The sequence below is a fragment of the Aquabacter sediminis genome, from assembly GCF_028863665.1.
GTDB lineage: Bacteria > Pseudomonadota > Alphaproteobacteria > Rhizobiales > Xanthobacteraceae > L1I39.
The window spans coordinates 343,298-362,780 of sequence record NZ_JARBFX010000003.1; the positions used below are offsets into that span (position 1 = coordinate 343,298).

The following is a 19,483-nucleotide window of genomic DNA, read 5'->3' on the forward strand; positions in this document are numbered from 1 at the left end:
GAGGAGGCCCGCCGTGAACTCTTATACGTTTCGCTGGGACATCATCTGGAACAACCTGGACTTCCTTCTATCCGGCCTCCAGCTGACGCTCATCATCTCCGCCACCTCGCTGGTCTTCGCGCTTCTGGGCGGGCTGGTGCTGGCGCTGTTCGACATGTCGAAGTTCCGGCTCTTGCGGGCCTTCAGCCTGACTTTGGGCGAGATCATCCGCAATACGCCCATCCTGGTGCAGTTGCTGTGGGTCTATTACGTGCTGCCCATTGTCTTCGGCATCCGCATCTCGGCGCTGGCGGCGATCCTCATCGGCCTGTCGCTCTATATGGCCGCCTTCATCTCGGAAGTGTATCGCGCCGGCATCCAGGCGGTCCCCAAGGGCCATCGGGAGGCGGCGCAGGTGCTGGGGCTGACCCCGGCCCAGAGCTTCATGCGCATCGTGATGCCGCAGGCCATCCGCATGACCTTGCCGCCGCTCGCCTCCAACTTCGTGCAGCTCATCAAATTCTCCTCGCTCGGCTCCGTCATTTCGGTCAGCGAGATCACGCGCCGGGGCATGGAATTGTCCTCCACCACCTTCCGGCCGCTCGAAATCTTCACCTTCATCGCCGTGGTCTATTTCTGCATCTGCTGGCCCCTGGCCATGGCGATCCGCCTGTGGGAGCGTCGTCTTGCCCGCCAGTGACCTTTCTTGCCTCCACGACCGCCTGATGGCGCAGGTGGAAGCCGGCCGCGCGGCCCTCGTGGACACCACGCGCCGGCTGGTGCGCATCGCCTCCCCCAACCCGCCCGGCGATGTGACCGCGATCGCTGAGACCGCCACAGCCCTCCTGGAGGCCATCCCCGGCATGACCGTGCAGCGCTATGAAAGCGCGCCGGGCATCGTGAACCTGGTGGGCGTCCTCTGCTCCGGCCGCCCTGGCCGGCGGCTGGTGCTGAACGGGCATCTGGACACCTTCCCCATCGGCGAGGGCGCCTGGAGCGTGCCGCCGCTCGGTGGGGTGCTGGAGGACGGCCGCATCTATGGGCGCGGCGTCTCCGACATGAAGGCCGGCATCGCCGCCTCGCTGCTGGCGGCCGGCATCCTCGCCGGCCATCGGGACCACTGGTCGGGCGACCTGGTGGTGACGCTGGCGGGCGACGAGGAAAACATGGGCTCGCTGGGCGCGCGCTGGCTGTTGGAGAACGTGCCGGAAGCGAAGGGCGATGCCATGCTGTGCGGCGACGTGGGCTCGCCCACCGTGGTGCGCTTCGGCGAAAAGGGCCTGTGCTGGGTGGAGATCGAGGCTGAGGGCCAGCCCGCCCATGGCGCCCATGTGCATAAGGGCGAAAACGCCATCGACCGCCTGCGCGACGCGCTGGATGCCCTGAAGCGCCTGGAAGACCTGCCCGTGGCGGCCCCCGCGGAGGTGAGCGCCGCCATCGCGGCGGCAAAGTCCGTGTCAGAGCCCATTTCCGGCGCGGGAGAGGCGGCAACGCTCCAGCGGGTGACAGTGAATATCGGCACCGTCCAGGGTGGCATTTCGCCGAACCTGGTGCCGGCGGCCGCCACCGCCGCCGCCGACATCCGCATTCCCGTAGGCGTGACGCTGGAGGCGGTGGAAGACGCCCTTCATGCCGGGCTCGATGGCCTTGAGGGCGTCACCTGGCGCATCATCCGCGCCTATCCGGCAAGCTACACCTCGCCCGGCCATGAGATCGTGACGCGCACGGTGGACGCCGCCGCCCGCGTGTTCGGCGCACCGCCGGTGAGCAACATGCGGGTGGGGGCATCTGACGCCCGCATCTACCGCATGTTCGGCATTCCCAGCGTGGTCTTCGGCTGCACGCCGTTCAACATGGGCGCGCCGGACGAATACATTCTCGTCGACGAACTGGTGGCCGTGGCCAAGGTGCACACGCTGACCGCCTTCGACTTTCTGGCGCAGGAAAGCCCCCTGTCATGAAACCCTCGGAACTGAGCAGCGCCGCCCTCATGCACCAGGGCGCCGGCTTCATGGGCGTCCCCTGGGCCAGCGATGCGGCCGGCGCGAAGGCGGCCATTCTCGGTGTGCCCTTCGATTGCGGCACCCATCCCTTCCGCATCGGCTCGCGGGAAGGGCCGCGTTCCATTCGCGAGCAATCGGCCCTGGTGCGGGCCTATGAGAGCGAGCGGGCGGACTTCGACGTGCGCGAAGTCTTGGGGCTGGTGGATTGCGGTGACGTCACCCTCACGCCGGGCCGCATCGAGGAGGCCTTCGCGCGCATCGAGGAAGCCGCTTTCCGCATTGCCTCCACCGGGGCCACCGTGGTGGGCTTCGGCGGCGACGGCTCGGTTTCCGTGCCGCTGGTGCGCGCCGCCGCGCGGCTGTGGCCGGACCTGTGCGTGCTGCATGTGGACAGCCATACGGACTGCCACCCGGTGAACCCGGAGCACCCCTATGACGCCGCCAGCCAGTTCAGCCATGTGGCGCTGGAGCAGCGGGTCTCGGCCAGCGCCTCCTACCATGTGGGCGTGCGCGGCTCCACCTACCGGCCGGGCGTCGCCGACCATACGAGGAGCCTCGGCTACAACATCATCACCATGACCGACTATGTGCGGCGGGGCGAGGCGGATGTGCTCGCCGAACTGCACGCGGTGATGGGCGGCCGGCCGGTCTATCTGTCCTGGGACATGGATTCCTTCGACCCCTCCGTGGCACCGGGCGTGTGCACGCCCACCTGGGGCGGCTTCTCGGCGCGGGAGGGGCTGCACTTGCTGCGCGGCCTGTCGGGGCTGAACATCGTGGCCGTGGACATCAATACGGTGAGCCCCGGCCACGATGTGCAGGGCATGGCGGCACATCTGGCCGCCTATCTGGCCTATGAAATCCTGCTGCTGATCCATGCCCGCGGCGTGGGGGCCTAGAGCCGGATCCCCTCACAGGGAACCGCTTCGGCGATTGAATGTGAGGGGTGACTCCGTCTCGGTCCAATAAGGTCGATCCCCCTCACGCCAACGGCAGAACCGAGACGGGGCCGCCGGACGGAGCGCACAGCGCCGATTGCGGCGGCACTTCGATCCAGGTGGAGCGATCATCGTCCAGTGGCTCGGAGGCGATGAGGACACCGTTCTGGGCCGCACGGTAATAGAGCGAATTCGGCCGCGCATTCACCCCATAGCGGAAGGCGTAGAGATGCACGCCGTCCGAGAGCGCGGCGGTGAACAGGAACGGGTCCGAACCCGCCATCGCCGCTACCGTCTCCAGAAACCGCCGCACCGCCTCCACCGGGCTCGGCTCCGCCTCATCCGCCAGCCCCTGCCCCATGAGCGCCAGGAACAGCGCCTCGGAATCGGTGGAGCCGGCCCGCGCGCCATACATCTCGTCGGGGATCATGCCTTCCACGGTGCGGCGGAGCGTCATCCAGTTGGCCAGATAGCCATTGTGCATGAACAGCCAGCGGCCATAGGCGAAGGGGTGGCAATTGGGCCGCGTGACCGGCGTGCCGGTGGCGGCGCGCACATGGGCGAAGAACAGCCGCGAGCGCAAATGCCGGCTGAGGGAGCGCAGATTCTCGTCCGACCAGGCAGGCCGGATCTCCCGGTAGACCCCCGGTTCCGGCAAGTCGTCATACCAGCCGAGGCCGAAGCCGTCGCCATTCATGGCCATGGTGGATTCCAGCGCCTTCTGGCTCTGCACCACCAAGGAATGGGACGAGCGCGTCACATAGCGATCAAGTGCAATGGGTTCGCCCGAATAGGCCATCCACCGGCACATGCATCCTCCTCCTTTGCAACGGGTCTTTGCCGGCGCCGCGTCACGCCGCGTGGGTCTGGAGCCAGTGCTCCAGCACGGTCACCTGCCAGAGCTTGGAATGGCCCTTGGCCGTGAGGTTGCCCTCGGGATCGGCCAGCAGGCGGTCCACATAATCGCGCCGGAAGATCCCGCGCGTGCGGGCGGCCTCCTGGTTCAGCACGTCGCGGGCGAAGTCGAGATAGGGACCGCGAATGTATTTGAGCGCGGGCACGGGGAAATAGCCCTTGGGCCGGTCCACCACCTCCGCCGGCAGGATGCGCCGCGCGGCCTCCTTCAGGATATGCTTGCCGCCGGACTGCACCTTCAGTTCGGAAGGAATGCGGGCGGCCAGTTCCACCATTTCGTGGTCGAGGAAGGGCACGCGGGTTTCCAGGCCAAAGGCCATGGTCATGTTGTCCACCCGCTTCACCGGATCATCAACGAGCATGATCTCGGTGTCGATCTGCAGCGTCTTGTTGATGGGCGAGGTCTCGCCGCAGCGGGCGAAAAACGTCTCCACGAACGTGCGGCTATGGTCGGCGCCCATGAGGTCCGGGGACAGCGCCTGCGCCATCTCCCCATGGTCGCGGTCGAAATAGAGGGCGGCATAATCGGCCACCGGATCGGCGGAGGTGAGCATCTTCTCGTGCCAGTGATAGCCCGCGAAGGTCTCGTCCGCCCCCTGCCCGCTCTGCACCACCTTCACATGCTGCGCCACCTCCTGCGCCAGGAGATAGAAGCCGACGCAATCATGGCTCATCATAGGCTCGGACATGGCCCCGATGACGTCGGGCAGCGCCTGCAACACCCGCTCCTGCGGGATGACGATGCGGTGATGGTCGGTGCCATAGGTTTGGGCGATGAGGTCGGAATATTCGAACTCGTCACCCTTGAGGCCGTTCACGCTCTCAAAGCCCACGGAGAAGGTGCGGATATCGGAATGACCGAGCCGCGCCAGCAGCGCGACCAGCAGCGAACTGTCCACCCCGCCCGGGAGGAGCACGCCGATGGGCACGTCGGAGACCGCGCGCCGCTCCACCGCCGTCTGGAGGGCCTGGGTGAGCGTCTCCCGCCACTCTTCCTCGCCCATCTCGGCGGCATCGAAGCCCTCGCCCATGCGCACCGACCAATAGACGTGCTCATGGCGCCGGCCATCGGGCTCCAGTGTCAGGACGGTGGCGGGCGGCAGCTTGCGCACGCCGCGAAAGAGCGTGTTGGGCGCCGGCACCACGCTGTGGAAGCTCATATAATGATGGAGGCCCACCGGATCGATGGCGGTGTCCACCCCGCCCCCCGCCAGCAGCGCCGGCAAGGTGGAGGCAAAGCGCAGGGACGGTCCCACCTGCGCCAGATAGAGCGGCTTGATGCCCAGCCGATCGCGGGCCAGCACCACGCGGCCCGTCCACATTTCCCAGATGGCGAAGGCGAACATGCCCTGAAGGCGCTTCACCGCGTCCGCGCCCCAGGCGTGATAGGCCTTCAGGATCACCTCGGTGTCGCCCTGCGAGAAGAAGCGATAGCCCTTGGCGGTCAATTCCTGGCGCAGGTCGCGGAAATTATAGATGCAGCCATTGAAGGCGATGGCGAGGCCGAGCTGCGCATCCACCATGGGCTGCTGCGAGGTGGCCTTCAGGTCGAGAATACTCAGCCTGCGATGGGCGAGCCCGATCCCGCCTTGCGCGAACACGCCGAACCCGTCCGGGCCGCGGGGCGTGAGGGGGTCCGCCATCTCTGCGAGCACGTTCACGCGCACGGATCCGTCCCGGTTCACCTCACCGCAAATGCCACACACATCCTGCTCCTTGCTGTCGGCCCCCACGCCCGCCCCTGGTGGTTCGCCCGCCGCTCTCCTTCTTGTCCGCGCCTTTGGGGATCAACGGTTTGAATGATCCCGGGAGGGGTCGTAGCAGGTGTAGCCCACGAAGCACTGGGCCACGTCCTGGGTGCGGATCCATTCGGGCTTGGTATCTTCGGGGGCGACACAAAAACCCCGATCGCGCACGTAACGATCGAAGGTGGAGGGACTGGTTCGGATGAGGGCGGCGCCGCGGGCATTCACCCAGCCCCGCGCCTGCGCGCAACTCAATTGAAGGGCGTGGACTTCCTGCGCGCCCGCCGGCACGGCGACCGCCATCAGGACCGCTGCGAGGATCGCTGTTTTCAAAGGCTCCTCCTGCCGATCACGCCGAATGATAACCGCGATCGTCAAGACCGCGCTCCTTCCACAAACGCCTCACGGCGGGGAGCGTTCCCTTTCGCCGGTGCCCTGCGGACCTTGAGCGGGTGCTGCCAAGCCTTCCCCGCTCGCCGGCGCGAGGTGAGGCGCCCCCGGGGGCGGCGGCCCGGCGCGGGTGGAAAAATCATTATCCGTCAGAGATTTGGGTCGGCCGTCCGGCGTCAGCGCCGAAGGCATCTGCGGGTCGTGTCGGGCGCCGGGGCGTTCGCGGGCGACGATGAGGCGGGCGTCGCGCTGGAAGGTCACATAGTTCCACATCCAGGCGAAGGCGACCGCGATGCGGTGGCGCGCGCCCACCAGAAAATAGATGTGCACCACGCTCCAGAACAGCCAGCCGGCGAAGCCGGTCAGCTCGGTACGCCCCAGCTTCACCACGGCGGACTTGCGGCCGATGGTGGCCAGATCCCCCTGGTGCCGATAGTCAAACGGGCCCGGCGCCGCCGCGCCCGCCACCCGCGCGCGGATGACCCGCGCCACATAGGCACCCATCTGCTTGGCGGCCGGGGCGATACCCGGCACAGGTTGATCGCCAACTTTGACCGAAGCCGTATCGCCGATGACGAAGACCTCGCCTTGGCCGGGCACGGTGAGATCGGGCGCCACCTTCACGCGCCCGGCTTTGTCCCCCTCCAGGCCCAGCCACTGGGCCGCGGGCGAGGCCTTCACGCCGGCCGCCCACAAGAGGGTGCCGCCGGGAATACACACCTCGCCCAGTTCCACGCCGGCGGCATCGCAGGCGGTGACGGCGGCGCCGGTGCGCACCTCCACCCCCATGCGCTGGAGCGTGGCGAGAGCGTAATCGGACAGGTGCTCCGGCAAGGTGGGCAGAAGGCGCGGCCCCGCCTCCACCAGGATGATGCGCGCCTGTCGCGGATCGATACGCCGGAAGTCCAGCGGCATGGCCAGGCGCGCCAGTTCGTGCAGGGCGCCCGCCAGTTCCACGCCGGTCGGGCCGCCGCCCACCACGATGAAGGTCATGAGGCGCTGCCGCTCGGCATCGTCATGGGTCAGCTCGGCCCGCTCGAAGGCTTCCAGGATGCGGCGCCGGATGTCGGTGGCATCGTCGATGCGCTTCAGGCCGGGCGCCACTTCCGCCCATTCGGGATGGCCGAAATAGGAATGGGTCGAGCCGGTGGCGAGCACCAGATAGTCGTAGGCGACCTGCTCCCCATCGGCGACCACCACGCGGCCTGCAGTGTCCACGCCCGTCACCTCCGCCATCAGGACGGTGACATTGGCCTGCCCGCGCAGGATGCGCCGCACCGGCCAGGCCACGTCCGCCGGGTTGAGCGCTGCGGTCGCCACCTGGTAGAGGAGCGGCTGGAAGCAATGGTGGTTCTCCCGGTCGATGAGCACCACGTCCACGTCGGCGCCCGCAAGGCCCTTGGCCACTTCCAGCCCGCCAAACCCGCCGCCCACCACCACCACCCGGGGACGTTTCCTTTCCGCCCCCGCACGGACCGGGGGGGCCGGCGCGCGCCGGATGTGCTCGTCCATGGCCAACTCCCTGGCTGCCGCCTTGCCGATGATCCCCGCTCGTGTCCCCGAAGTCGAACCGCCGGAGTGCGGGCTTGTTCCTGGGGCGCGCACCTGTCGCAGGTGGATGGCCCATTGATCTGCGCTCCAAGCCCGGACATCGTACCGGCGAACCTCGCCTGCCAGGACGGGACCCGCGTGCACGCGCTGAATGATCGCCAGACTGCCATCCTCTCGCTGGCCCGCGCCAGCGGCCATGTGGAGGTGGAGGACCTTGCCTCGCGCTTCGGCGTGACGCCGCAGACCATCCGGCGCGACCTGAACGCCCTGTGCGACGGCAGCCTTCTGGCGCGCACCCATGGCGGGGCGGTGGTGTCCTCGGCGGTGGAGAACCTGTCCTATGAGGCGCGCCGCCAGATTGCGGCCCCCGCGAAGCGGGCCATCGGGGAAGCCGCCGCCCGGCTCATTCCAGACAATTCCTCCCTGTTCATCACCATCGGCACCACCACGGAAGAGGTGGCGCGCGCGATCACCGGCCACCGGGACCTCCTGGTGATCACCAACAACATCAATGTGGCGCTCCGGCTCTATCCCTTCCCCGACATGCGCGTGATGGTGGCGGGCGGGCAAGTGCGCCATTCCGATGGCGCGGTGGTGGGGCCGGCGGCCATCGACATGATCCGCCAGTTCAAGGTGGACACGGCCATCATCGGCGCCTCGGCCATCGACGAGGACGGCTCGCTCCTGGACTTCGACCCGCTGGAGGTGACGGTGGCCCGCGCCATCATGGAGAATGCCCGGCGCGTGATCCTGGTGTGCGACAGGAGCAAGGTGGGCCGCGTGGCGCCGGTACGCCTCGGCCATCTCTCCCAGGTGGCGGCCTTCGTGACCGACCACCTCCCCTCCCCCCGCCTGCGCGCGCTTTGTGCCGCCCACAATGTCCAGCTGGTGGAGACGACGCCCGAAAACGAACATCCGTTACGCTTTCAATTATAAGCGTTTTTCCCTCATGTGATGTTCGATATTTTCGATTGCGAACATCTCGATGTTCGCTTTAGCCTGGACGCCAGCGCTTCACTTGAGGCCCGCGCCGCCGCGCCGGAGCGGCCGACGGTGCGCCGAGCGCCAAGGAGAGGTCGGTCCAGATGGAACGGGTGCGCGCCTCCACGCAGGGGCGGACGAAAGGTGCCGGCGACGGCACGTTCGACATCGCCATCATCGGCGGCGGCGTGAATGGATGCGGCATCGCGCGCGATGCGGCCGGGCGGGGCTATTCGGTCTATCTGTGCGAGCAGGGCGACCTAGCCAGCGCCACCTCCTCGGCCTCCACAAAGCTGCTTCATGGCGGCTTGCGCTATCTGGAATATTACGAGTTCAAGCTGGTGCGCGAGGCGCTCACCGAGCGCGAGGTGGTGTGGGGCATCGCGCCCCATATCGTCCATCCGCTGCGCTTCGTGCTGCCTTATGGGCGAGGCATGCGGCCCTGGTGGATGCTGCGTCTCGGCCTCTTCCTCTATGACCATATGGGCGGGCGCAAGCTGCTGCCCAAGGCGCGCGCGCTGGATCTCGGCCACGATGCGGCCGGCGCCCCGCTGAAAGGCGAGCTGCGCACGCGCGGCTTTGAGTATTCCGACTGCTGGGTGGATGACGCGCGCCTCGTGGTGCTGAATGCCGCCGATGCCCGCGCCAAGGGCGCCGTGATCGAGACGCGCACCCGCGCGGTGGCCCTCGACCGCGCGCCCGATGCCTGGACGCTCACGGTTGAGGACCAGGCAACAGGCGCCCGCAAGGCGGTGCGCGCCCGTGTCCTCGTCAATGCCGCCGGCCCCTGGGCCGACCGCCAGATCGGCGCCGCCCGCCCGCCCTTGAAGGGCAAGCTGCGGCTGGTGCAGGGCTCGCACATCGTGGTGCCCCGCCTGTTCGACCATGACCGCTGCTACATCTTCCAGAATCCCGACGGGCGGATCGTCTTCGCCATTCCCTATGAAGGCGATTTCACCCTCATCGGCACCACCGACCTGGACTATGAGGGCGATCCGGCCAAGCCCGCCATCACCTCCGAGGAAACCGCCTATCTGTGCTCCGCCGCCAGCGAATATTTCGCCCGTCCGGTGACGCCCGCCGATGTGGTGTGGACCTATTCGGGCGTGCGCGCCCTCTATGATGACGGCGCGAGCGCGGCGCAGGCGGCCACGCGCGACTATGTGCTGGAGCTGAACGAAGAGGCCGCGCCGCTCCTGTCGGTGCTGGGCGGCAAGATCACCACCTATCGCCACCTGGCCCTCGATGCCCTGGATAAGCTGAGGACGCATCTGGGCCCGGCTGCCGCCCGCAGCGGGGACTGGACCGGCACGAAGCCGCTGCCAGGCGGCGACTTCCCGCCGGGCGACACGCCCCGGCTCGCGCAGGCGCTGCAGGAGGGCCACCCCTGGCTCACTCCCGCGGACGCCGCCCGGCTGGCGCGGACCTATGGCACGAAGGCGTTCGAATTCCTGGCGGCAGCCAATGCCGACCCTGGCGCCCGGCGGCCCTTCGGCGCGGGCCTCACCCCGGCCGAAGTGCGCCACCTGATGCGGGAGGAATTTGCCCGCACGGTGGAGGATGTGATCTGGCGGCGGACCAAGCTCGGCCTGCGGCTGGCGCCGGAAGAGGTGGCGTCGCTTCGTGCCTTCATGGCACAGGAGCAGACCGCCGCGGCCTGACCGGCGCGACACACAAGAACGAAAAACGGGAGGACGATCGTGGAGAGCCATATCCTCGTCATCGACCAGGGCACCACCTCGACGCGATCCATCGTGTTTGACCGCGCGTTCGTGCCGGTGGCGACGGCGCAGCGGGAATTTCCGCAGCATTTCCCCCATCCCGGTTGGGTGGAGCACGATCCGCGCGATTTGTGGGAGACCAGCCTTGCCACCCTGCGCGAGGCGCTCACCAAGGCGGGCCTATCCGCCTCCGACATCGCCGCCATCGGCCTCACCAACCAGCGCGAGACGGTGGTCATCTGGGACCGGGAGACGGGCGCGCCCATCGCGCCCGCCATCGTCTGGCAGGACCGGCGGACGGCGGAGCTGTGCAACAGCCTGAATGCGGAGGGCTGCGAGGCGCTGGTGTCCGAGCGCAGCGGGCTTCTCATCGATCCCTATTTCTCCGCCACCAAGATCGCCTGGCTGCTGGACAATGTGCCCGGCGCGCGGGCGCGGGCGGAGCGCGGGGACCTCGCCTTCGGCACCGTGGACAGCTTCCTTCTGTGGCAGCTCACGGGCGGCGCCGTGCATGCCACCGACGTGACGAACGCCTCCCGGACCATGCTGTTCGACATCACAGCCGGTGCCTGGGACACGGAGCTTCTGCGCCTGTTCCGCGTGCCCGCGCCGCTCCTGCCGGAGGTGCGCGACACGGCCGGTGCCTTCGGTGTCACGTCCAAGGCCTGGCTCGGCCGCGAGGTGCCGGTGCTGGCCATGGTGGGCGATCAGCAGGCGAGCCTTGTGGGCCAAGCCTGTTTCGCGCCCGGCCTCGCCAAGGTCACCTATGGCACCGGCGCCTTCATGCTGCTCAATACGGGCAAGACGCGCCCGCGCTCGCGCCACCGGCTCCTCACCACCCTCGCCTACCAATGGGACGGCACGCACGCCTATGCGCTGGAAGGCGCCATCTTCTCCGCCGGCTCCACCGTGCAATGGCTGCGCGACAGCCTCGGCATCATCTCCACCGCCGCGGAGAGCACCGCCTTGGCGGCGCTGGCGGACGAGAGCCAGCCGGTCTATCTGGTGCCGGCCTTCGTGGGTCTCGGCGCGCCGCACTGGCGCTCCGATGCCCGTGCCACCTTGAGCGGCCTCACACGCGGCACCACCCGCCGCGAGATCGCCCGCGCGGCGTTGGAAAGCGTCGGCTACCAGACGCTCGACCTGCTGGACGCCATGCGCGCCGACATGACCCATGCCGGCCTCGCACGTACCGAGGCGGTGCTGCGGGTGGATGGCGGCATGTCGGACAGCGACTTCACCATGCAGTTCATCGCCGACATCCTGGCCTTGCCCGTGGATCGCCCGCAGGTGCGCGAGACCACGGCGCTCGGCGCGGCCTTCCTCGCCGGCTGGCGGGCGGGCCTTTATGGCGGGCCGGAGGCTTTTGCCGCCAACTGGCACCTGGACCGGCGCTTCACGCCCGCGATGGCGGACGACGTGCGTGCCGCCAAGATCGCGGGCTGGCAGGCCGCCGTCGCCCAGACCCTGCATCGTCCGAACTGACGTCCCGCCGGGGTGCGTGAAAACCGCCGGACGCAGCGGCACGTCTGCTTGACATGTTATGATGATAACCTGATTGTTATGACAATAGGCCGAACACATATCGGCCAGGAGGAAACGCCAATGAGTCCCATGAAGCCCACGCGGCGGCATGTGCTGCAGGCTGGCCTTGCGGCCGTCGCTCTCCCCGCCTTCATCCGCTCCGGCCTCGCGCAGGATGGCGACCTTGCCCCCTACCAGTCCGCCAAGATCGACTGGCGGCAGGCCTCCGGCGAGCAGATCACCGTGGCCGTGATCCCGGCGAGCTATTTCGACAACCTGATCGCGCTGGCGCCCCAGTTCGAGGCCCTTACCGGCATCAGCGTGCGCTTCGAGAAGATCCCGCCGGCCCAGATCCGCCAGAAGGCCGTGATCGACCTCACCTCCAAGGCGGGCGGCTATTCCACCCATGCGGCCGATCCCATGTATTACGCGCTCTATGCCGCCAACAAATGGGTGGAGCCGCTCGATCCCTATCTGAAGGATGCCGCCCTCACCGATGCGTCGTGGTTCCAGGCGGACGACATCATCCCCGCCTGGCGCAACGCCAACACCATCGAGGGCAAGCTCTATGGCGTGCCCTATGACGGCGAGGTCACGATTCAGGTCTATCGCAAGGACCTGTATGACGCGAAGGGCCTGAAGGCCGCCGAGACGCTGGAGGACTTCGTCTCCAACGCGGCCGCCCTCAACGACCCGGCGAACCGCCTGTGGGGCACGGCGCTGCGCGGCGTCGCCGGCGCGGGGCAGAATGTCTACATCTATTCCTCGCTGTTCCGCGAATTCGGCGGCGAGTGGTTCCCGGGCGGCAAGTTCCGCGTCAATGGCCCGGAGGCCGAAGCGGCGCTGAACTGGTATGTGGACGTGATGCGCAAATATGCGCCCACCGCCGCCCAGAACTGGAACTGGCCGGACATCGCCGACGCCTTCTCCCAGGGCACGGTGGCCAGCTATATCGACGCCAACACCTCGGCCTCGGTGATCAACAATCCCGAGAAGTCCAAGGTGGTCGGCAAGGTGGGCTTCGCTCGCTGGCCGAAGGGGCCGACCGGCAAGCGCGTCTCTTCCATCTGGAACTGGGGCTTCCCCATCAATGCGGCGCTGCCCGAGAAGCGCAAGAAGGCCACCTGGCTGTTCATCCAGTGGGCCGCCTCGCTGCCCACCCAGGCGCGCACCTCCTACCAATATGCGGGCCCCGCCAAGCGCTCCGGCGTCAACCGCCTGAGCCTGTGGAAGAACCCGGATTATGTGAAGCTGATGGACAGCTTCGGCGACAATTTCGTCGCCGCCACCCTCGGCGCCCTGGAACACGACACGGACGTGAACTGGCGCCCGCGCGTGCCCCAATGGCCGGCCATCGGCGACACGCTCGCCACCGCCATCCAGCAGGCGCTGGTGGGACAGGCCACCACCAAGGCCGCGCTCGACGAGGCGCAGCGGCGCCTCGAGCCGATGATGCGGGGCTGACACGGTGAGCAAGGCGACCACACTGGGCGCCCGAGGCGGATCTGCCGCCTCGGGACGCGCCGATCCCGCGCGCATGATGGAAGGCCGGGAGCGCCGCTTCGCGGCGGCGCTCATGGCCCCCGCCTTCATCGCCCTGATGGCGACGACCACTTTTCCGCTGCTGCATCTGGGCTGGACCAGCCTGCACCGGATGGATCTCGCCATGCCGTTCATGGACGGCTTCGTGGGCCTTGACAATTATCGCGAGCTGCTGGGCGATCCGCGCTTCTGGTCGGCGCTTGGGGTGAGCCTCGTCTACACCTCGTCCACGGTCATCCTGCAGGTGATCCTTGGCCTTGCGCTCGCCTTGCTGGTGAACGGCATGCGGCGCGGCCAGACGCTGTTCCGCATCGTCGCCATCCTGCCCGTGGTGCTCTCCCCGGCGGTGGTGGGCATGGTCTGGCGCACCTTCATGCTCACCCCGGAATTCGGCGTCGTCGACTATCTCAGCATGACCGCCGGCCTCGGCAGCCACAACTGGCTGGGCGATCCTTCGCTCGCCCTGTTCTCGGTGGTGGTGATCCACACCTGGCAGTGGACGCCCTTCGCCTTCATGGTGCTGCTGGCGAGCCTTGCTGCCCTGCCGGAGGACATTTACGAGGCCGCGCGCATCGACCGGGCAAGCCCCTGGCAGAGCTTCGTGCGCATCACCTTGCCCTTGCTGCGGCCGGCCATCGTGATGGTCATCATCATGCGCACCATGGTGGCGCTCACCGCCTTTGCTGCCATCTTCACGGTGACGGGCGGCGGGCCGGGCACGGCCACCGAGATCCTCAACCTCTATGCCTACCGCAAGTCCTTCACGGAACTGTCCATCGGCTATGGCTCGGCGCTCGCCGTGGCGCTGCTGATCTTCACGCTGGTGGTGACCGGCATCCTCTTCGCGCTCCGGAGGGCCAAATGAAGGGCCGCAAGCTGCGCCTCGTCATGCTCCTGGGGGTCTCCGGCCTGTTCCTGCTGGCCTGGATCTTCCCCATCTTCTGGAGCCTGCTGAACGCCTTCAAGAGCGAGCAGGACGTGCTCGCCTATCCGCCGAAGCTCATCTTCACGCCCACTTTGGCGGCCTTCGACGACGTGCTGTTCGGGCCGACCTCCATCGTGCCGAACCTCGTCTCCAGCTTCATCATCTCCATCGGCACCACCATCGTGACCATGGTGCTGGCGATCCCGGCGGCCTATGCGCTCGCCCGCCTGCGGGTGCCGGGCAAGAAGTGGTCGGGCTTCTATGTGCTGGCCACCCAGATGCTGCCGCCGGTGGGCATCATCATTCCCTACTTCCTGATCCTGCGGGACATTGGCTGGATCGATACCTACCAGGGCATCATCCTCATCTATCTGTCCTTCTCGCTGCCCTTCGCCATCTGGCTGCTGGTCTCCTATTTCGAGGATCTGCCCTTCGAGATGGAGGAGGCCGCCTTCATCGACGGCGCGAGCCGGCTGATGACGCTCTGGCGCATCATCCTGCCCCAGGTGCGCGGCGGGGTGGCGGTGACCGTGGTGTTCGTGTTCCTGAACGCCTGGAACGAGTTCCTGTTCGCCGTGGTGCTGTCGGGGAACGTGGTGCGCCCCGTCACCATCTCCATGTTCAACTTCGTGTCGGTGGAACAGACGCTCTGGTCGAAGCTGGCGGCGGTGTCGGCGCTCGCCATGCTGCCCGTCATCATCCTCGGCATCATCGCCCAGAAACACATCGTGAAAGGCCTGACGGTCGGCGCCGTCAAGGGAGGAGGACGTCGATGACCGCCCGCGGACTGGTCCAGATGGAAAACATCGTCAAGCGGCACGGCACGTTCGAGGCGCTGAAGGGCATAGACGTGGAGATCCGCCCCGGCGAATTCTTCGCCATGCTCGGCCCCTCCGGCTCCGGCAAGAGCACGACGCTGCGGATCCTTGCCGGGCTCGACGCCCCCACCTCCGGGCGCATCCTGCTGGACGGGGAGGATGTCACCGGCGCCGATGCGCGGGCGCGCGACGTGGCCATGGTGTTCCAGAGCTACGCCCTCTATCCGCACATGAGCGTGGCCGAGAACATCGCCTTCCCGCTCGAAATGGCGAAGGTGCCGAAGGCCGAGATCGGCCCCGCCGTGCGCGAGGCGGCGGCGAAGGTGAAGATCGACCATCTGCTCGACCGCAAGCCCGGCCAACTCTCCGGCGGCCAGCAGCAGCGCTGCGCGCTGGCCCGCGCCATCGTGCGCAAGGCGCGGCTGTTTTTGCTGGACGAGCCGCTCTCCAACCTCGACGCCATGCTGCGCCTCGCCACCCGCGTGGAGCTGAAGAAGCTGCAGCGGTCGCTCGGGGTCACGGCGGTCTATGTGACCCACGACCAGGAAGAGGCGATGACCCTCGCCGACCGCATGGCGGTGTTCCAGGAGGGGGAGATCCGCCAGATCGGGCGTCCGGCGGAGGTGTTCGCCGCCCCCAATTGCATCGAGGTGGCAGCCTTTATCGGCAGCCCGCCCATGAACCTCCTGACCACCCGCACGACGGCGGGCGGCGTGCTCATCGGCGGACGGCACGTGCCGGTGGCGGCGCCCCTGGAGGCGGGCCGCGAGGTGGTGGTGGGCATCCGCCCGAGCGCCGTGCGCTTCGATGCGGACGGCATCCCCGTCTGCGTGGAGGTGGTGGAAAATCTGGGCGATGCCGCCATCCTCGATTTGACCCTGGACGGCACGCCCCTGCGGGCCCGCTATGACCGCTTCCCCCTGCCCCGCGAGGGGGAGACCATGGCCGTCTCCTTCGCCCCGCAGGACATCCATTTGTTCGACCCCATCACCCGCCGCCGGATCTGACCATGCTCACGCCCTTGAAAGGCAAGACCGCCCGCGAGCCCGCGAACACGGCCGGCGGACCGGCGGCCGGGCCGCTCCACATCCAGGTGCGCGAAGCCATCCGCAGCCAGGTGCGGGAGGGCAAGCTCATTGATGCCGAAGGCCGGCTGATGCCCGAGGCGGAGCTGGTGAAACATTTCGGCGTCAGCCGCATCACCATCCGCCACGCCATCCAACCGCTGGTGGCCGAAGGCATGTTCGCCCGCGAGCGCGGCCGCGGCACCTTCCTGAAGTCCAACAAGCCGGAGAACTGGCTGGGTCGGCTGATGGGTTTCTCGGAGACCATCCGCGACGCCGGCTTCGTGCCCGGCGCGCGCATTCTCCACAAGGGCATGACCAACGCCCACGACGACGCCGTGCGCGACGCCCTCAAAGAGCGCGCGGTGTGGGAATTGAAGCGCGTGCGGCTGGCGGACGACATCCCCATCGCCATCGAGCACGCCTTCTATCCCCCCGACATCGGCCTGGAGCTGGAGACGCGCGACCTCGTCTCCATCCTCATGTACCGGGTGTTCGAGGAGGAGCTGGGCCTCAACATCAAGGAGGCCAGCCAGAGCATCTCGGCGACCCTTGCCGACGACACCACCGCCCGCCTGCTGGGCGTGGCGCGTGGCGCGCCGCTGCTGGCCATGGAGCGCCTCACCATCTCCACCGACGGCCGGCCGCTGGAGCTGCTGCGCTCGGTCTACCTGCCCGACTATTTCCGCTTCACCATCAATCTGACGCGGCGGTCGTGACCAAGGTCACGCCACGCCCGGGAGCCTTCCATGCCTGACGCGTCCCCTTCCAAGCGCCCCAATATCGTCCTCATCCTCAATGACGACATGGGCTTTTCCGACATCGGCTGCTATGGCGGCGAGATCGAGACCCCCAACCTCGACCGCCTGGCCGCAAACGGCCTGCGCTATTCCCAATTCTACAACACCGCCCGCTGCAGCCCATCCCGCGCCTCGCTGCTCACCGGCCTGCATCCCCACCAGACCGGCATCGGCATCCTCACCTACAGCACCGGGCCGGAGGGCTATGCGGGCAATCTGAACAAGAATTGCGTGACCATCGCGGAGGTGCTGCGCAAGGCCGGCTATCGCACGCGCCTGACCGGCAAGTGGCATGTGGCCTCCAACCTCACCGAGCCCACCGACACCTGGCCACTCCAGCGCGGCTTCGACGAATTCTACGGCACCATCATCGGGGCCGGCAGCTTCTACTGGCCCAATACGCTCACCCGCGGCAATACCAATGCCGAGCACGAGGCGGTGGAAGATCCGAACTTCTTCTATACCGACGCCATCTCCGACGAGGCGGCCGACTTCATCCACCGCCACGCGCGGGACAATCCCGGCACGCCCTTCTTCCAATATGTGGCCTATACGGCGCCCCACTGGCCGCTCCACGCCCATCCCGAGGACATCGCCAAGTATAAGGGCCGGTTCGATGCCGGGTGGGACACGCTGCGCGAGGAGCGGCTCGCCCGCATGATCAAGGCGGGGATCATCCACCCCAACTGGAAGCTCACCGACCGCGATCCCACCCAGCCGCCCTGGACGGACGCGGAGGAGCGCGAATGGCTCGCCCGCTGCATGGAGGTCTATGCCGCCCAGATCGACCGCATGGACCAGGGTATTGGCCGCGTGCTGAAGGCGCTGGAAGACACCGGGCAGATGGAGGACACGCTCGTCATCTTCCTGTCCGACAACGGCGCCTGCGCCGAGGACATTCCCGACGACGTATCGCCCCAGGTGCTGGTCGAGGACCTGATGATCGCGCAGGAAAAGACCCGCGACGGCCGTCCGGTGCGCTTCGGCAATATTCCTCAGATCATGCCGGGCGCCGAGGACACCTATCAGAGCTATGGGGTGGCCTGGGCGAACCTCTCCAACACGCCGTTCCGGCTCTACAAGCACTGGGTCCACGAGGGCGGCATCGCAACCCCGCTGATCCTGCACTGGCCGGCGCGCATCACGGCTGGCGGCGAGCTGCGCCACAGGCCCGGCCAGTTGCCGGACATCATGGCGACCATCCTCGACATCACCGGCGCCGCCTATCCGCAGAGCCACGAAGGCAATGCCATCCTGCCGTGCGAGGGCGAGAGCCTGGCGGGCTCCTTCCCGCAGGATGAGACGCGCGACACCCCCATGTTCTGGGAGCACGAGGGGAATGCGGCGGTCCGCGTCGGCTCCTGGAAGCTGGTGCGCAAATATCCCGGTCCCTGGGAACTCTATGACATGGAGGCCGATCGCACCGAGCTGCACGACCTCTCCGCCCAACATCCCGAGCGTGTGACGGAGATGATCGCGCTCTACCAGGCCTGGGCCGAGCGCTGCGGCGTCATCCCGCGCGAGAAGATCCTGGAGCTGATGAAGGCCCAGGGCGCCGCCGCCTTCTGGGAAGAGGAGGAGGCGTGAGCGAGCCGCCCGGCAGCGCGACCCAGGGCGCAGCCGGGGCCTCCCCGACCTGCTGCTGCGCGCGCCGCAGCGGCGGGACAGAGGCCGTGCCGCCGCCCCCCCGCAAGGGGCGGGGAACGGCTTTTCGCTGGGTGGCGCTGCCCGGCGGGCGGTTCCTGATGGGCACGTCCGGCGCGGAAGGCTTTGCCGGCGATGGCGAGGGACCGGCGCGGCCGGTGACGGTGAGCCCGTTCGCCGTCTCCGCCTATGCGGTCACCAATGCCCAGTTTGCCGATTTCGTCCGCGACACCGGCTATGTGACCGAGGCCGAGCGCTTCAACTGGTCCTATGTCTTCCAGGCCCTCGTTCCGCCCGCCACCGCCGCCCGCATCCCCCGTGTTCCGGCGGAAGCCCCCTGGTGGCTGCCGGTGCCCTTCGCCTATTGGGCCCAGCCGGAAGGGCCCGCAAGCACCGTCCTCGACCGCATGGACCATCCCGTCGTGCACGTCTCCTGGACTGACGCCATGGCCTTCTGCGCCTGGTCGGGCACCCGCCTGCTGAGCGAGGCGGAATGGGAATATGCCGCCCGCGGCGGGCTGGAGGGCCAGCTTTATCCCTGGGGCAACGCGCTGACCCCCGACGGCGTGCATCGCTGCAACATCTGGCAAGGCACCTTTCCCGACCACAACACGGCCGAGGACGGCTTCGTGGGCACCGCCCCCGTCCATGCCTTCGCCCCGAACGGCTACGGGCTGTTCAACATGGCGGGCAATGTGTGGGAATGGTGCCGGGATGTCTTCAGCCGCGACTATCACCGCGTGACCGCTGACCACGACCCTTTGCATGAGGGGCCGGGGGACAGCAGATCCATGCGCGGCGGCTCCTATCTGTGCCACAGCTCCTATTGCAACCGCTACCGGGTGGCGGCGCGCACCGCCAACACACCGGGCAGCAGCAGTGGCAATATCGGCTTCCGCGTCGCCGCCCTGCCGGAGCGCGATCTTGCGCGCTGAACCGTGCG

Annotated in this window: 17 protein-coding genes; 13 read left to right on the plus strand and 4 right to left on the minus strand. The window is 67.8% G+C overall.

Going from position 1 to position 19,483, the window contains the following annotated elements:
• Window positions 1-13: 13 nt before the first annotated feature.
• Genes PV781_RS07315 through PV781_RS07325 form a run of 3 tightly spaced genes read left to right on the plus strand, consistent with a single transcriptional unit; the run spans window position 14 to window position 2,881 of the window.
• The gene (locus PV781_RS07315) at window positions 14-679 is read left to right on the plus strand and encodes an amino acid ABC transporter permease (protein ID WP_274774977.1); all 666 of its coding nucleotides are present in this window, start codon (window positions 14-16) and stop codon (window positions 677-679) included.
• Entirely contained in the window at window positions 666-1,940 is a 1,275-nt protein-coding gene (locus PV781_RS07320; protein ID WP_274774978.1) for a M20/M25/M40 family metallo-hydrolase, read from the plus strand. The genes PV781_RS07315 and PV781_RS07320 overlap by 14 nt, the downstream gene beginning before the upstream one ends.
• Window positions 1,937-2,881, plus strand: a complete 945-nt coding sequence (locus PV781_RS07325) for an arginase family protein (RefSeq protein ID WP_274774979.1) — start codon at window positions 1,937-1,939, stop codon at window positions 2,879-2,881. The genes PV781_RS07320 and PV781_RS07325 overlap by 4 nt, the downstream gene beginning before the upstream one ends.
• A gap of 82 nt (window positions 2,882-2,963) precedes the next feature.
• On the opposite strand, the gene PV781_RS07330 is transcribed toward PV781_RS07325, so the two are convergent.
• The 4 genes from PV781_RS07330 to PV781_RS07345 form a co-directional block, all read right to left on the minus strand.
• Complete coding sequence (locus PV781_RS07330) at window positions 2,964-3,731, minus strand: class II glutamine amidotransferase (protein ID WP_274774980.1); 768 nt, start codon at window positions 3,729-3,731, stop codon at window positions 2,964-2,966.
• A gap of 40 nt (window positions 3,732-3,771) precedes the next feature.
• On the minus strand, window positions 3,772-5,541 hold the full coding sequence (locus PV781_RS07335; RefSeq protein WP_274775177.1) for an N-acetylglutaminylglutamine amidotransferase: 1,770 nt from the start codon (window positions 5,539-5,541) through the stop codon (window positions 3,772-3,774).
• Window positions 5,542-5,622: 81 nt separating this feature from the next.
• On the minus strand, window positions 5,623-5,913 hold the full coding sequence (locus PV781_RS07340; RefSeq protein ID WP_274774981.1) for a hypothetical protein: 291 nt from the start codon (window positions 5,911-5,913) through the stop codon (window positions 5,623-5,625).
• A 69-nt stretch (window positions 5,914-5,982) separates the two neighbouring features.
• Window positions 5,983-7,482 carry an NAD(P)/FAD-dependent oxidoreductase gene (locus tag PV781_RS07345; RefSeq protein ID WP_274774982.1) on the minus strand — a complete coding sequence of 500 codons (1,500 nt, stop codon included), beginning with the start codon at window positions 7,480-7,482 and terminating at the stop codon, window positions 5,983-5,985.
• Window positions 7,483-7,659: 177 nt separating this feature from the next.
• On the opposite strand from PV781_RS07345, the gene PV781_RS07350 reads away from it, so the two are divergent.
• From PV781_RS07350 to PV781_RS07395, 10 genes are all read left to right on the plus strand, one after another.
• A complete protein-coding gene (locus tag PV781_RS07350) occupies window positions 7,660-8,457 on the plus strand; it encodes a DeoR/GlpR family DNA-binding transcription regulator (RefSeq protein ID WP_274774983.1) in 798 nt (265 codons plus the stop codon).
• Window positions 8,458-8,606: 149 nt separating this feature from the next.
• The gene (glpD, locus tag PV781_RS07355) at window positions 8,607-10,163 is read left to right on the plus strand and encodes a glycerol-3-phosphate dehydrogenase (RefSeq protein ID WP_274774984.1); all 1,557 of its coding nucleotides are present in this window, start codon (window positions 8,607-8,609) and stop codon (window positions 10,161-10,163) included.
• Window positions 10,164-10,202: 39 nt separating this feature from the next.
• Window positions 10,203-11,708, plus strand: a complete 1,506-nt coding sequence (gene glpK / locus PV781_RS07360; RefSeq protein WP_274774985.1) for a glycerol kinase GlpK — start codon at window positions 10,203-10,205, stop codon at window positions 11,706-11,708.
• Window positions 11,709-11,828: 120 nt separating this feature from the next.
• Window positions 11,829-13,211: an ABC transporter substrate-binding protein gene (locus PV781_RS07365; protein WP_274774986.1), complete on the plus strand. Its 1,383-nt coding sequence runs from the start codon at window positions 11,829-11,831 to the stop codon at window positions 13,209-13,211.
• Window positions 13,212-13,215: 4 nt separating this feature from the next.
• Window positions 13,216-14,154, plus strand: coding sequence for a carbohydrate ABC transporter permease (locus PV781_RS07370; RefSeq protein ID WP_274774987.1), 939 nt, complete (start codon window positions 13,216-13,218; stop codon window positions 14,152-14,154).
• The gene (locus PV781_RS07375) at window positions 14,151-14,990 is read left to right on the plus strand and encodes a carbohydrate ABC transporter permease (RefSeq protein ID WP_274774988.1); all 840 of its coding nucleotides are present in this window, start codon (window positions 14,151-14,153) and stop codon (window positions 14,988-14,990) included. Before PV781_RS07370 ends, PV781_RS07375 begins: the two co-directional genes overlap by 4 nt.
• Window positions 14,987-16,039, plus strand: coding sequence for an ABC transporter ATP-binding protein (locus tag PV781_RS07380; RefSeq protein WP_274774989.1), 1,053 nt, complete (start codon window positions 14,987-14,989; stop codon window positions 16,037-16,039). Before PV781_RS07375 ends, PV781_RS07380 begins: the two co-directional genes overlap by 4 nt.
• A 2-nt stretch (window positions 16,040-16,041) precedes the next feature.
• On the plus strand, window positions 16,042-16,815 hold the full coding sequence (locus PV781_RS07385; protein WP_274774990.1) for a GntR family transcriptional regulator: 774 nt from the start codon (window positions 16,042-16,044) through the stop codon (window positions 16,813-16,815).
• Window positions 16,816-16,845: 30 nt separating this feature from the next.
• Window positions 16,846-18,483 carry an arylsulfatase gene (locus PV781_RS07390; protein ID WP_274774991.1) on the plus strand — a complete coding sequence of 546 codons (1,638 nt, stop codon included), beginning with the start codon at window positions 16,846-16,848 and terminating at the stop codon, window positions 18,481-18,483.
• Window positions 18,480-19,475 carry a formylglycine-generating enzyme family protein gene (locus PV781_RS07395; protein WP_274774992.1) on the plus strand — a complete coding sequence of 332 codons (996 nt, stop codon included), beginning with the start codon at window positions 18,480-18,482 and terminating at the stop codon, window positions 19,473-19,475. The genes PV781_RS07390 and PV781_RS07395 overlap by 4 nt, the downstream gene beginning before the upstream one ends.
• Window positions 19,476-19,483: the final 8 nt, after the last annotated feature.